Here is a 13,391-nt window from a genome sequence, read left to right as displayed (position 1 = left end):
CGACCCGTCCCCGCGGGGACATCGTGACCCCGGCTTGTGGCCACGCAAGGGGCGAAACTGGGGCAGCACCGCCACGGGTCGACCGCCGCGGACGCGATCCGTCCGCGCGCGGCACGTCCCCGGTCAGACCTGCGCCGGCTCGACGGTGTCGACCTGCAGATCCTCGACGATCGCCGTCCGCTCGGCCTCGTTCTCGGCGAGGCGGTGGACGTGCATCTCGGTGGCACCCCGGCGGCGGACACGGTCGAGCCAGGTCCGGCGCAGATGGTCGCGCGGGCTCTCGCTGGAACTCGCCACCGAGACCATCTCGGCGATGCCGGCGTTGTCCCGGCGGACGGCGATCACCACGGCCTGCGCCATCTCGTCGAGATCGAAGCCGCCGGCCGGGTGGACACCGACCACGTAGCGCCGGCCGGAGCGGCCGCGCCAGGCCGAGAGCGGGAGCGCGGGGGAGCCGCGCAGACCCGTCGTCGTCTTGAGGCGTTCTTCACGCACATCCTGCCTCCGGGTGCGATCGTCCTTCAGGTCGCGGAGCGCGGCCGACCAGGACAGGGCTCTTCTGTTCGCCATTTGTTCTAACCTAACGCGCGATATCCACAGGCGTCAAGGGCGACGTTCCTAGAGCGAGATGTGGCGACGATGCCCGTTATCCACAAGCCGCCGGGCGCCGGTCCGACGCGGAAAACCGCGCTCGCGAACGGCTCAGCGTCGGGCATCTGCGGCGGCCGGCGGCTCGTCGGCCGGCACGGCGTGCCCCTCGGCCGCGAGGCCCTGGAGGCCGCCCTCGACGAGGGCGTTCGAGGCCGTCTCGAGCCGCTCCTGGGCCAGCGCCTGGAACTCCTGGCGGGGAAGGCCCGGCGGGATGGGCGGCAGGAACTCGATCACCGCCCGGCCCGGCCGGCGCACGAGGCTGTTGCGCGACCAGAACAGGCCGGTGTTCAGCGCCACGGGCAGGCAGGGCACGTTCAGGGCGGTGTAGAGGTGCGAGAGCCCCTGCTTGTAGGCGGGCGGCGCCCCGACCGGACGCCGGGTGCCCTCCGGGAAGATGATGAGCTGGCGGCCGTCCCGGATCGCCGCACCGGCGGCGGCATTCATCAGGCTCATGGCCCGGCTGCCCTTCGACCGGTCGATCGCCACCATGCCGCTGCGCGACAGGTACCAGCCGATCAGCGGGATGAGCAGCAGCTCCTTCTTCAGGATGTAGGCGAAGTTCGGCAGCACCGTGCAGAGGGCCAGCGTCTCCAGGGCCGACTGGTGCTTGGCCGCCACCAGCAGGGGGCCGGCCGGGATGTTCTCCAGCCCGCGGAACTCGACCCGCGTTCCCGCGACGACCCGCAGGAGCCACAGGGTGATCCGCCCCCAGGCGCGGGSGAGCCGCAGCACCGACCGGCCGGAGACCAGCATGGGCAGGCCGGCGAAGGCCAGGACCGTCGTGACGGCGTAGAAGCAGACGTTGAAGGCGAGAGAGCGGAAGGCGAGCATCGGGAACCGTGTCGTGGCGGCTCCCCTGTAGCGCGCCCGCGTGTCCGCGGCCAAGGGCGACATGCCGGGCGGCGTCAGGTCCCCTCGGGGCGATGCCCGTCCGGGACGAGCCCCGCGCCGCGCCCGGCGACCAGCCAGTAGACCAGGCCGGCGCTGGCACCGACCGCGAACAGGATCAGCGTCAGGCGCGCCTCGCCCGCGAGGAGGGCGGTGTCGCGGGCGCCGCCGGACCGGAGCGCGCCGCGCGTCAGCCAGGGGAGGGCGGCGGTGAGCAGCCCGCAGCCGGCGCCGTACCACAGCAGGCCGCGGCGCCCGAGGATCTCACCACCGAGGCCGATCACGGCCGGGGGTACGAACAGCAGCGCGAACAGCGCCTTGGCGAGGCCGGCGAGGAGCAGGGCGAGCCCCTCCGGCGGCAGCCCGGCCGAGAGGTCCGACAGGGCCATGTCGAGTCCGGCGAGCGCCCCGCCGGTCAGCCAGGCCTGCGCGGCCGGGTCGACGAGCAGCGCCAGGACCAGGACCGCGAGGCCCGTGGGGACGGCGAGCAGGAGGGCGAAGGCCCCGAGAATCAGGCGACCGAGGGCGTGCATGCCGCGAGCCTCTACACCGGGCGCCCCCGCCCGTCGCGCGGAAGCCGCGCCCGATCCTCGCGGATCCGGCGCGGCTTCCATCGTTCCGCGGCCCGGGGGGCGTATGCCGTCAGCCGTGGGCCGGGGCGGCGCCGCCGGGATCGCCGTGCGTGTGCTTCTTCCGGAACCGGCCGAGCCAGATCGAGAAGTGGCGGATCACCACGTAGAAGACCGGGGTCAGGAACAGGCCGAAGAAGGTCGCGCCGATCATCCCGAAGAACACCGCGGTGCCGAGCGCCTGGCGCATCTCGGCGCCGGGGCCGGTCGCCACGACCAGCGGCAGGGTGCCGAGGATGAACGCGAAGGCGGTCATCAGGATCGGGCGCAGGCGGAGACGGCAGGCCTCGACCGCCGCCTCGACCGGGCCGCGATGCTCCCGCTGCTCGATGTCGTGCGCGAACTCGACGATCAGGATCGCGTTCTTCGCCGCGAGGCCGATGAGCACGATCAGGCCGATCTGGGTCAGGATGTTGTTGTCCTGCCCCCGGAACTGCACGCCCGCGAGCGCGGCGAGCACGCCGGTCGGCACCACCAGCAGGATCGCGAGCGGCAGCGCCCAGGATTCGTACTGCGCGGCGAGCACGAGGAAGACCAGCAGCACGCCGAGGGCGAAGACCGCGCCGGCCGTGCCGCTCGCCGCCTTCTGCTGGTAGGCGATCTCGGTCCAGTCGTACGAGTAGCCGTCGGGCAGCGCCTTCTTGGCGATCTCCTCCATGGCGGTGAGCGCCTGTCCGGTGGAGACGCCGGGCTTGGCCACGCCCTGCACCGGGACCGAGTAGTACAGGTTGAACCGCTGCACGATCTGCGGACCGGTCACGTCCCGCACCGAGGCGAGGGTGCCCATCGGCACCAGGGCGCCGGTGGAGGAGCGCACCTTGATCTGCGAGATGTCCTGCACCGACGTGCGGAACGCCGCGTCGCCCTGCAGGCGCACCTGGTAGATGCGGCCCAGGGTGTTGAAATCGTTGACGTAGGTGCCGCCGAGATCCGCCTGGACCGACGAGAACACGTTGGCCAGCGGCACGTTCAGCATCCGCGCGATGGTGCGGTCGATGTCGAGGAAGAGCTGCGGCGTCGAGTTGTCGAAGGTCGTGAACACGCGCTGCACGTCCGCGCTCTGGTTCGCCTGGGCGATCACCTCGCCGGCGGCGGCCATGAGCGGGCCGATATCCGAGGATTGGCGGCTCTCGATCTGCATCTTGAAGCCGCCGCCGTTGCCGAGACCGCGGACGGGCGGGGGCGGGATGACGATGACCCGCGCCTCCTGGATGTCCGAGGTCGCCTTCAGCACGTCGCCGGTGATGACGGCCGCGCTCCGACCCACTTCCGCGCGCTCCTTCGCCCCCTTCAGCGTCAGGAACATCACGCCGGCATTGGTCGTGTTGGTGAAGGTCGCGCCGTCGAAGCCCGCGATGATCACCGCGTTGGCCACGCCGTCGACCGTCCGGGCCTGCTTGGCGGCGCGCAGGCACACCTCCGTGGTGCGGTCGAGGGAGGAGCCGGACGGGAGCTGGACGACGCCGATCAGGTAGCCCTGATCCTGGTCCGGGATGAAGCCCGTGGGGGTCGTCTGCGCGAGGTGGAGCGTGCCAGCGATCACCGCGGCGTAGACCAGCAGCATCACGCCCAAGCCCACGATCCCGCCGGTGAGCACCCGGATCGTCCGGCCGTAGGCGTTCGACGTGGCATCGAAGGCGCGGTTGAAGCCGTTCGCCAGCCAGTTCACGAACCGGGTCAGGAAGAACTTCGGCTCCTTGCGGGCGTGGTGGGGCACCAGCAGCAGCTTGCAGAGCGCCGGCGACAGGGTCAGCGAGTTGAAGGCCGAGATCAGGGTCGAGGCCGCGATGGTGAGCGCGAACTGCTTGTAGAACTGGCCCGAGATGCCCGGGATGAACGCCGTCGGCACGAACACCGCGGCGAGCACCAGCGCGATGGCGATGACCGCGCCGCCGACCTCGTCCATGGTCTTGTGGGCGGCGTCGCCCGGCGACAGGCCCTCGGCCATGTTGCGCTCGACGTTCTCCACCACCACGATCGCGTCGTCGACCACGATGCCGATCGCGAGCACCAGCCCGAACAGGGTCAGGTTGTTCAGCGAGAAGCCGAAGGCGGCCATCGCCGCGAAGGTGCCGATCAGCGAGACCGGGATCGCGATCACCGGGATCAGGGCGGTCCGCCAGCTCTGGAGGAACACCAGCACCACGATGACCACGAGGCCGACCGCCTCGAACAGGGTCTTGTAGACCTCGTGGATCGATTCCTCGATGAACTCCGTCGGGTTGTAGGCGATGCGGTACTCGACGTCCGGCGGGAAGTTCTTCTTGACCTCCTCCATCACCTTCTTGACCGACGCCGCCGCGTCGAGCGCGTTGGTGCCCGGCCGCTGGAAGGCGCCGATGCCGACCGCGGGCGTGTCGTTGAGGAACGAGTTGGTCGTGTAGTCCTTCTGGCCCATCTCGACGCGGGCGATGTCCTTGACCCGGACGAGGCGCCCGTCCTGCGCCTTGATGATCACCTCGGCGAACTGCTCGGGCGTCTTGAACCGGGCCTGCGACTGCACGACGAGCTGGAACGCCTCGCCCTTGGCGGCCGGCGGACCGTTCAGCTGGCCGGCGGCCACCTGCACGTTCTGCTCCTGCAGGGCCGTCGTGACGTCGGTGACCGAGAGGCCGTAGGCGGCGAGCTTGTTGGGATCGACCCAGACGCGCTCCGCGTACTCGTTACCGCCGAAGATCGTGATGTCGCCGACGCCGTCGAGGCGCAGCAGCTCGTCGCGGATGTTCAGGTAGATGTAGTTGGCGAGGTAGTTCTGGTCATAGGTCTTGTTCGGCGAGAGCAGGTGCACGACCAGCATCAGGTCGGGCGAGGCCTTGCGGACCGTGACGCCGAGGTTGCGCACGTCCGGCGGCAGGCGCGGCTGCGCCACCGAGAGCCGGTTCTGCACCAGCACGTTGGCGATATCGAGGTTGGTGCCGACCTTGAAGGTCACGGTCAGCAGCATGTTGCCGTCGTTGGTCGACAACGACGTCATGTAGAGCATGTTGTCGACGCCGTTGACCTCCTGCTCGATCGGCGTCGCGATCGTGGCGGCCACGGTCTCGGCGTTGGCGCCCGGATAGGAGGCGCGCACCGTCACGGTCGGCGGCACGATCTCGGGGTACTGCGAGACCGGCAGGCTCTCGTAGGCCACGAAGCCGAGGATCAGGAACACGATCGACGTGACGGACGCGAAGATCGGTCTGTCGACGAAGAAATGGGCGAAACGCATCGGTCAAACCTCTGAGGCCCGCCGGTCTCCCGGACGGGGCCCTGCGTCGTCGGTGCGGGGCGCGCCGCGCGGCGCGCACGAAGGCGTTCGTGTCGAGCCCCGGGGGCTCAGGTCTTGCTCGGGGGCAATTCGATCGTCTCGGGGGTGACCTTCGCGCCCGGACGGACACGAGACAGGCCGTTGACCACCACGGTCTCGTCGCCCTTCAGCCCTGACTGGATCACCCGGTAGCCGTCGACCTTCGGTCCCAGCACGACGTCCTTCTGCTGGATCACGTTCTCGGGCCCGACGATGTAGACGATCCGCTTGTCCTGGTTGGCCGCCACGGCGTCGTCGGGCAGCAGGATGCCCTGGAACGGCTTGGTCGCCGGCATCGAGACGATGCCGAACAGGCCGGGCTTGATGAACAGGTCGGGGTTCGGGACGGTCGCGCGCAGCAGGATCGTGCCGGTGGCGTTGTCGACGCGGTTGTCGACGAAGTCGAGCGTGCCCTTGCGGGTGGGCTTCGCCTCGCCGGACAGGGCGATCAGGATTGGCACGCCCTTACCCTGCTGGGTCTGGCCCATGCCGATGCCGAGGCTGTTCTGGTACTTGAGGAACGACTTCTCATCGACCGTGTAGCTGAAATAGATCGGGTCGAGGGACACGATCGTCGTCAGCATGGTCTGGTCGGCGCTGACGATGTTGCCCTCGGTCACCAGGCGGCGGCTGATGCGGCCGTTGATCGGCGCCTTCACCTCGCTGAAGTCGTAGTTCAGCTGGGCGTTGTTGAGGGCGGCCTGGGCGCTGTCGACGTCGGCCTGGGCGGTCTGCGAGGCCTGCCGGCGCTGGTCGGTGACCTGCTCGGAGATGTTGCCGCTGCGGGACAGGGTCTGCGCGCGCTCCAGGTCCGTCTGCGAGAAGGACTGGCGCGCCTTGGCGGAGGCCAGGGCCGCCTGGGCCTGCTCCAGCGCCGCCTTGTAGGGGCGCCGGTCGATCACGAACAGGATGTCGCCCTTCTTCACCGTCTGGCCGTCGACGAAGTTGATCTTCTCGAGGTAGCCGGTGACGCGGGCGCGGACCTCGACGTAATCGATCGCGTCGAAGCGGCCGGTATACTGATCCTGCTCGACGATCTGGCGCACCACGGGCTTGGCCACGGTGACCTTGGGCGGCGGGCCGCCCGGCGCCTGCGCGCGGGCCGGAGTCGCGAGGGGGCCTGCCGCGAGAGCCGCGATCAGGCCTGACAAGACGGTGAGTAGGCTGGGAAGCCGGCTGCGCATCGGGTCCTGCTGTCCGTTGGCCGACCGTCCGGTCGCGCCGAGCTTGACGATTGTTCCGCCGCGGGTGCGCCGTAACCCGCGGTCGACGGTGTTGCTTGTGCGCGAACGCACATCACGGTCCCGCGAGCCGGATTGAAACGGCAGATTAGGCGACCGTTTCGCCCGCGCTGTACCAGTCCTTGAAACCGCCCTTGTAGTGTTCGACGAGGTCGAGCCCGGCATTCTGCGCCGCCATGAGCGCGTGGACCGAGCGGACGCCCGAGGCGCACGAGAACACCGCCCGCCGGCCGTCCTCTGCGACGAGGGCCGCGACCGCCTGCGGGTCGAAGCCGGAGAGCGGGTGCGAGACGGCGCCGGGGATGTGCCCGGCCTCGTACTCGTGCGATTCACGGACGTCGATGATCAGCATCGAGCCGTCATCGAGCCCCTGCTTGACCGTCTCGCGATCGAGGTCGACCACCCGCATCGGCAGGATCTCCGTTCCGCCCGCTCTCGGCCAGGCTGGCTGACTGACGCTTTTCCTTATTCGTCAGACCCCGGCGGCGCAACGTGCGTCGTCGTCCCGCGGTCTCGGCCCGCGGCCTTCGGCCGGCGGGCAGGCAGCCGAGGAGGCCTGGCCCGGCGCGGATCGGGGGCCCTGTCAGAGCGCCGCGAGGGTCGGCGTCACGGCCGCGAAATGCGCGGGCCAGTCCGGCGGCCGGTACCCGGCCAGACGGCCGGCCAGTTCGGCGCGGAGCGATCCGTCGGGCCGCGCGAGCGCCTCGATCGCCTCGATCCAGCCCGGACCGTCCAGGGGATCGCGGAACAGCGCGAAGCCGTCGGCGATCTCGCGGTGGACGGCGATGTCAGAGGCGATCACCGGCAGCCCCGAGGCCGCGGCCTCGACGACGGGGATGCCGTAGCCCTCGGTGAAGGACGGCATCAGCAGGGCGGTGCAGCTGCGCATCAGCGCCGCCAGACCGTGGGTCGACAATCCCGAGGCCTCGATGACGTGGGCGCGCACGCCGGGGCAGCGCTCCAGCATGTCGATGGCGCTCTCCGCCTCCCAGCCCCGGCGCCCGACCACGACGAGCCGGGGTGCCGCCGCCCCGTGGCGCTCGGCCAGGAGCCGCCAGATCTGGAACAGCAGCAGGTGGTTCTTGCGCGACTCGATGGTGCCGCAGACCAGGAAGGTCGGCCGGTCGGGGGTGAATCGGGGCCCGGCGTGGCCGAAGGCGGCCTCGACCCCGAGATGGCCCACGGCCACCGGCAGCCGCCCGAACCCCTCGGCGGCGAGATGCGCGAGGGTGCGCCGGCCGGTATCCTCCGAGTTCACCAGGATGGCGGAGGCGTGCCGCCCGATCGTGCGCAGGCGCGCCCGGTGCCGGTCGGCCTCACCGGACCGGCCGTATTCCGGGTGGGTGATCGGGATGAGGTCGTGGACGAAGAACGCCGCCCGCACGTCCCGCCGGCTATAGAGCCAGTCGAACCGCCGCGGGTCGTCGAGGCGCAAGTGCGAGGTGTGCAGGTAGAGCGCGTCCCGGGGCAGGATCGCGACCGACCGGCCGCGCAGCGCGATGTCGACGGTCTTGCGCGCCTGGATCCGCCGCCGGTCGGCGGACCCGGCCTGCGGTGCGGTGCCGGGCGGCGGCGCGGCGGCGGGATCGCCGCAGCGGGACGCGAGCCGCCGGTAGACCGGGTCCGACGCGGCGTCCCGGTCCTCGACCCAGCCGGCCGCCACGGCCTCGACGATCTCCAGCGCCTGCGCGCGGTCGAGGATGCGCGGCCCGAACGCCGTGGAGACGACGCCGACGCCCGTCTCCGCCCGGCCGAGATAGGCGCGCGCGTAGGCGAGGTCGACGCGGTCGATGCCCGACGGGCTCGCGTGGCGCAGCCGCGTGACGAGGCGCGTGAGATCGAAGGCGATCGGTCGGTCCGTCATGATCCTCTGGCAATCGTGGGGGCGAGGCCTCCCCGTAGCGGGCCTGACCCGCGAGAGCCAGCACATCCGCGCGGCCGGCGCGCGCCGAAGGGCTTGCGCGGGCGCGGCGCGGAGGCTAAGAGCCGCGAGCCCTCGCGGCGTCGGAGTGTAGCGCAGCCCGGTTAGCGCACTAGTCTGGGGGACTAGGGGTCGTGGGTTCGAATCCCGCCACTCCGACCATTCAAGCCTTTGGGCAACAAGGCTCTGTCCTGGAACGATCGCTGGTCAGTCCGCGAGCAAAGGCGGAACGCGCGGTGCACGTGGGCACTATGGGCCACCAGAGCCACCCACGGTCTGTTCTCGGTCGGTGCATTCCTGGCGGCGAAGGGTCGCCGAAGCCCATAGCCTCGAACCCGACCGTCTCGGCGCTTCACGAGGCCGCCGAGCTCTCTGACGAGGCGATCGACTTGGATCCCCAGCAGCGCGGCCGGCGGCGGAGGCGCGCCTCCCCGACTTTCAGCGCCCGCAGGTAGGCGCGGCCGTCCAGGCTTCGCCCTGCCTTGGCCAGATCGGATCATTCCACCACACGTCGACGAAGCGGTGCGGAGCTGCGGGTGCTGTCGGTGTGCCTGGTGAGAACTCCCTTCCGCGCTGCCCAAACTCGCCATCACGCGACGCGGCGCGGAGGGTCAGGATCGACGGCGCTGGCGCCCGGCCGATCTCAACCCCTGCACGCCGACACGCGCCGGATCCGCGACCTCTCCGGACTCGTGATCACGGGACCTGCGGGAGGCGCATCTCCTTGCGGAAGCTCTTGTCGAAGGCGGTGGCCGGCACGAAGCGGCGCAGCAGGCTGACCTGCTTCGCCTTGGGGCCCGCCGTGTAACGGCGCTTCGGGCTCGTCGCGGTGGCGGCGTCGACGATGACCTTCGCCACGACCTCGGGCGCATCGGCGGACTTCAAGACCTCGCTCAGGAACCGGTCCCGACCGGCGCGCTCCGCCTCGTAGATGCCGAGCGGCGCGTCGGGGCGCACGAGGTTCCGGTCGAAGGCCGTCCGGGTGAAAGCGGGCTCGACGAGCACGATCCGGATCCCTTGCCCACGAACCTCGTGGTCCAGCGACTCGGAGTAGCCTTCGACGGCGTGCTTGCTGGCGCCGTAGAGCGCCATGTAGGGGGCCGGGATCAGGCCCTGGACAGAGCTGACGTTGATGATCCGGCCACCCTTCTGCGCGCGCATCAGGGGAAGCACGGCGCGGGTCGTCCGGATGACGCCGAACAGGTTCACGTCGAACATGGCCTGAGCCTGCGAGACCGACGATTCCTCGGCCGCGCCGCTGATGCCGAAGCCGGCGTTGTTCACGAGGAGGTCGATCCTCCCCGTCTCGCCGAAGACGGTCTCGACCATCTCAGTGACCGATCTCTCATCGGTGACGTCACAGACGATGGTGGCCATCCCGCCGTCCACGGCCGGAGACGCCCTCCGGCTGGTCCCGAATACGCGGTAGCCCGCAGCCTGAAGGGCCTTCGCCGTCTCCAGCCCGATGCCGGACGAGGCGCCTGTGACCACCGCGGTCTTGATGCTGCCCTTGCTCATATCGCCCTCCGATCCACGCGGCACCTTGCCCGCTGCGACCCAATATAAATTATTATCATCATTTTTGAAAGCAAGCCAGATCCGAGGGCGTCGCCAATCCGGTCCAGGGTCTCGGAGGATTCATCGGCGATCTCCGTCACGGATCGCGAGCGCGGGTCGGTCGGTTCGAGGATCCTGCCGAACTGCTCCTCGGGTGCTCCCAGCACCGTCGCCTCGAGATGGGCGGGCGCCCCGCTCATCCCGAAGGAGACGCGGCCCCGGGACGCGGACGCCGTTCGCCTCGGAGGCGCCGGCACCCATCGGCCTCGTCCGCGTCGCAGGCCTCGTCTCAGCGTCCCGAATTGGCGGCCGCCGTAAGGCCCGGCGGAACAGGGGATGTGCTCGGCGCGGGCTCCGCCAGGAACATCCGGCCAGTCGCGAAGGCGGCCGCGTTGACGAGGCCCATGGCGACGAAGCCGGCCGAGAGGGCGACGAACATCCCGACCAAGCCCAGCCCGAGCCTCGCCGCGATCCAGGCTCCCCCCAGGGCCACGGCCATCCGAAGGACGCTCGCGGCGAGCGGCCAGCCGACACGCCCGGCCCCCTGGGCCGCGAAGTAGAGGGCGAGGCCGGCCCCGAAGAATCCGTAGAACGGTCCGACGACGCGCAGGTAGGTCGAGCCGGTGGCGAGCATCGCCGGATCGTGCCCGAACAGGCCGAGCCACCCGGCAGGATGGAGGGCGGCCGTGAGGCCGATGGCCTCCGTCAGGACACCCGCCACGAGGGCGCCGGTAAGCGCGGCCTGACGGGCGCGTGCGTGCATCCCGGCCCCGAGGGCGGTCCCGACGAGGGCGGCGATCGGCGAGCCGAGCCCGAACACCAGGGGGACCAGCAGGTACTCCAGCCTCGCGCCGGTCCCGTACCCGGCCACCGCTGCCGGTCCCGCCGTCCCGACGAAGCCGGTCGCGGCGATGACGGTGACGTTGGAGGTCATGCTGGCGATGCCAGAGAGCAGGCCGACGCGCAGGATCTCGCGGGACGGCGCCCAAGTCAGCCTCGGCGGGCGAGGGCTCGGGCGCAGGACACCCCGGCCGGACCAGATGTAGGCGGCGAAGACGGTGGCGCCGACGGCGTAGTAGGCGGCGAAGGCGACACCGCCGCCCACGACCCCGAGGCGGGGGAACGGCCCCCACCCGAAGATCAGCGCGGGCGAGAGCGGGATCAGCAGGACGGCCCCGGCGCAGGTGACGCCGGCCGGGAGCGCCATGTTGCCGGTCCCGCGGATCACCGCCGCCAGCGCGTTGAACAGCCAGATCAGGATCGCGGCGCCGAACACGACGGTCGCGTAGGCCGTCGCGGCCCTGAGCGAGGCACCCGTGCCGCCCATCGCCGCGTAGAGGCGCGGTCCCAGGGTCAAGGCGAGCAGGCTGGTCACCGCGCCGAGGCCGAGGCCGATGGCGGCGGCGTACCACGCGAGCAGACCCGCCGCGTCCTGCCGACCAGCGCCCAGGGTGCGCGAGACCGCCGACTGGATGCCGCCGCCCATGCCGCCCGCGGACAGCATCTGGACGAGCATGACCACCGGGAAGACGAGCGCCATTCCGGCGAGGGCGTCGGTGCCGAGCTCGGCGACGAAGTAGGTCTCGATCAGGCCGATGGAGGTCTGGACGACCATGACCGCGACATTCGGCACGGCCATCCGGGCCAGCGTCGGCAGGAGAGGGGCCGTCAGCAGTCGGCGCGTCCTGATGTCCATGAGGGCTTCCTCGTCCGTGACAGCTTCGGCGGCCGGCTACGCGATGCCCGAGGAGCGGACTCGGGAGGTCGGGCCCCCTCGTCCGGCTTCGGGGGTATTGGACAGGAGCCCCGGCCGGCCACCCGAGACCCGGATGTTGGCGTCGACGATCATCACGCCGGTGGGGCCTCCGAACTGCCCAAGGCCCTCGATCTCGGCGCCGCTACCCTCGACCATCCCCGCGGCCGGCGCGACCTCGGTGGCCTGGACCAAGGCTGGCTTCAGGGTCACGGAAATCCGGGCCGGCCAGGCCGGTGCGTACGATGGCCAGTCCGCATCCATCGCCGGCTCCCTCGCGGGCCCTCGACGGTTTGATATGACACCCATAATCTATTATGATCGTCATCTATCGTCAACGGTCTTCCCGTCTGCCAAGCGAGGCTTTCTTGGACAATCGGGCCGCGCATCCCGAGCCGGCGGTCGGCGAGGCCCGGGGCCCACGCGAGGTCCTCGAAGCCCGGGTCGTTGCCTGTGTCAGCGCCGATCTCCCGGCCGTCGCGACGCGCGTTCGTCACGCCCTCCCTGGTCAAAGGGATTCTGCGGGACCTCGAGCCTTTCGCGACGCCTGATGCGCCGAACCCGATCCTGGCCCGCTTGCCTGCAATCCGCTCGCAGCAGTGCGGTGACACGGCAGCAGCCGCAGCGCCCGCACTCGGATGCCAGGCTGATGATGGCAGGGGTCGACGCGTTTTCTTCGGCCGACACGGAGGGCACATCGCGTCGCGTGCCGCGGTGCTGGTCGACGGTCCGGCAGGCGTGGCGTTCCGGAAGACCGTACCTCTCTTGGATGTCTGCAACCGCCTAGCGGCGTCGTTCGGATGCTACGAGACTCCGGCCGCCACGTCCGCCAACATCTGCTTCTTCAAGGTCAGATCGGCCACGAGCCGCCGCAGCCGAGCCTTCTCGCGCTCCGGATCCTTCATCTTCCGAGCCTGATCGACTCGGAGACCGGCGTACGCCTTGCGCCAGCGTGAGGCACTCTGCTCAGAGATCTCCGCTTCCGCGCACGCAAGCGCCAAGTTCTTGCCCCGGGCTGTCTGCACCTCGATCTGGTGCAGCTTCGGCGCGACCTGCTCCGCGCGCGTCGTCCGACCGCGCCGCCTGTCCGGCTCCTCCGGTCCTGGCAGATCCTCTCGATCAGCTCGGTCCGAAGGCGGCCGGTCAGGTCAGCCTGGACGCAGGCCGGGCGCCGTCCTCGTCGGAAGCTTAAACTGTCCCGCCTGCCCACGCGTCGACCGGGCCTCGGCATGCCCTCGAGGCTACCGCCTTCAGCCCCGACGGCACCGCCGCGCGGGACGTTCTCGCTGCTGCTGCACGCCCGCCGGGGCTCGAATCCGGACGGGCCGTCCGGTTCGCCGGTCGGAGCTTTCCTGTCTCGCCCCTAGGGCGTCTCTGCAAAGGGTTCACAGGCCGCGGGATCGGCCCCATGTGGGCCTGATGCGACGCTTTGAACTGACTGACGCGCAGTGGGAGCAGATCG

At 70.6% G+C, this 13,391-nt stretch carries 10 protein-coding genes, 1 tRNA gene and 1 pseudogene; 1 reads left to right on the top strand and 11 read right to left on the bottom strand.

Annotated features, from left to right (window positions below):
* Positions 1-123 precede the first annotated feature (123 nt).
* The 7 genes from ASG32_RS20470 to ASG32_RS20440 all read right to left on the bottom strand — a co-directional run bounded on the left by ASG32_RS20470 (position 124) and on the right by ASG32_RS20440 (position 8,562).
* Complete coding sequence (locus tag ASG32_RS20470; RefSeq protein WP_056530074.1) at positions 124-570, bottom strand: hypothetical protein; 447 nt, start codon at positions 568-570, stop codon at positions 124-126.
* A gap of 132 nt (positions 571-702) precedes the next feature.
* The gene (locus tag ASG32_RS20465; RefSeq protein ID WP_056530071.1) at positions 703-1,482 is read right to left on the bottom strand and encodes a lysophospholipid acyltransferase family protein; all 780 of its coding nucleotides are present in this window, start codon (positions 1,480-1,482) and stop codon (positions 703-705) included.
* Between the two features lie 74 nt (positions 1,483-1,556).
* Entirely contained in the window at positions 1,557-2,072 is a 516-nt protein-coding gene (locus ASG32_RS20460) for a hypothetical protein (protein ID WP_056530068.1), read from the bottom strand.
* Between the two features lie 109 nt (positions 2,073-2,181).
* Positions 2,182-5,379 carry a multidrug efflux RND transporter permease subunit gene (locus ASG32_RS20455; protein ID WP_056530065.1) on the bottom strand — a complete coding sequence of 1,066 codons (3,198 nt, stop codon included), beginning with the start codon at positions 5,377-5,379 and terminating at the stop codon, positions 2,182-2,184.
* Between the two features lie 107 nt (positions 5,380-5,486).
* The gene (locus ASG32_RS20450) at positions 5,487-6,641 is read right to left on the bottom strand and encodes an efflux RND transporter periplasmic adaptor subunit (RefSeq protein WP_056530061.1); all 1,155 of its coding nucleotides are present in this window, start codon (positions 6,639-6,641) and stop codon (positions 5,487-5,489) included.
* Between the two features lie 145 nt (positions 6,642-6,786).
* Positions 6,787-7,107: a rhodanese-like domain-containing protein gene (locus ASG32_RS20445; RefSeq protein ID WP_056530059.1), complete on the bottom strand. Its 321-nt coding sequence runs from the start codon at positions 7,105-7,107 to the stop codon at positions 6,787-6,789.
* A 174-nt stretch (positions 7,108-7,281) separates the two neighbouring features.
* A complete protein-coding gene (locus ASG32_RS20440; protein ID WP_056530055.1) occupies positions 7,282-8,562 on the bottom strand; it encodes a glycosyltransferase family 1 protein in 1,281 nt (426 codons plus the stop codon).
* Positions 8,563-8,703: 141 nt separating this feature from the next.
* Here ASG32_RS20440 and ASG32_RS20435 point away from each other — a divergent pair.
* Positions 8,704-8,781 (top strand) — tRNA-Pro (locus tag ASG32_RS20435).
* A gap of 534 nt (positions 8,782-9,315) precedes the next feature.
* Here the strand turns inward: ASG32_RS20435 and ASG32_RS20430 are convergent.
* The 4 genes and pseudogenes from ASG32_RS20430 to ASG32_RS35225 all read right to left on the bottom strand — a co-directional run.
* Positions 9,316-10,137: an oxidoreductase gene (locus tag ASG32_RS20430; protein ID WP_056530052.1), complete on the bottom strand. Its 822-nt coding sequence runs from the start codon at positions 10,135-10,137 to the stop codon at positions 9,316-9,318.
* A 328-nt stretch (positions 10,138-10,465) separates the two neighbouring features.
* Entirely contained in the window at positions 10,466-11,872 is a 1,407-nt protein-coding gene (locus ASG32_RS20420; protein WP_056530045.1) for an MATE family efflux transporter, read from the bottom strand.
* Positions 11,873-11,908: 36 nt separating this feature from the next.
* Positions 11,909-12,142: a hypothetical protein gene (locus ASG32_RS20415; RefSeq protein WP_157862030.1), complete on the bottom strand. Its 234-nt coding sequence runs from the start codon at positions 12,140-12,142 to the stop codon at positions 11,909-11,911.
* A 309-nt stretch (positions 12,143-12,451) separates the two neighbouring features.
* Positions 12,452-13,038, bottom strand: a pseudogene (locus ASG32_RS35225) (transposase); the annotation flags it as partial.
* Positions 13,039-13,391 lie beyond the last annotated feature (353 nt).

Origin of the sequence: Methylobacterium sp. Leaf361, from assembly GCF_001424445.1 — a bacterium.
In the GTDB taxonomy this organism is placed as follows: domain Bacteria; phylum Pseudomonadota; class Alphaproteobacteria; order Rhizobiales; family Beijerinckiaceae; genus Methylobacterium.
This window is presented reverse-complemented; position numbering and strand designations above follow the sequence as displayed.

What these genes read in the sequence shown, in the direction of transcription:
- ASG32_RS20470 (WP_056530074.1), bottom strand. Translation starts at nt 570, where the DNA reads ATGGCGAACAGAAGAGCCCTGTCCTGGTCGGCCGCGCTCCGCGACCTG.
- ASG32_RS20460 (WP_056530068.1), bottom strand. Translation starts at nt 2,072, where the DNA reads ATGCACGCCCTCGGTCGCCTGATTCTCGGGGCCTTCGCCCTCCTGCTC.
- ASG32_RS20455 (WP_056530065.1), bottom strand. Translation starts at nt 5,379, where the DNA reads ATGCGTTTCGCCCATTTCTTCGTCGACAGACCGATCTTCGCGTCCGTC.
- ASG32_RS20450 (WP_056530061.1), bottom strand. Translation starts at nt 6,641, where the DNA reads ATGCGCAGCCGGCTTCCCAGCCTACTCACCGTCTTGTCAGGCCTGATC.
- ASG32_RS20445 (WP_056530059.1), bottom strand. Translation starts at nt 7,107, where the DNA reads ATGCGGGTGGTCGACCTCGATCGCGAGACGGTCAAGCAGGGGCTCGAT.
- ASG32_RS20440 (WP_056530055.1), bottom strand. Translation starts at nt 8,562, where the DNA reads ATGACGGACCGACCGATCGCCTTCGATCTCACGCGCCTCGTCACGCGG.
- ASG32_RS20430 (WP_056530052.1), bottom strand. Translation starts at nt 10,137, where the DNA reads ATGAGCAAGGGCAGCATCAAGACCGCGGTGGTCACAGGCGCCTCGTCC.
- ASG32_RS20420 (WP_056530045.1), bottom strand. Translation starts at nt 11,872, where the DNA reads ATGGACATCAGGACGCGCCGACTGCTGACGGCCCCTCTCCTGCCGACG.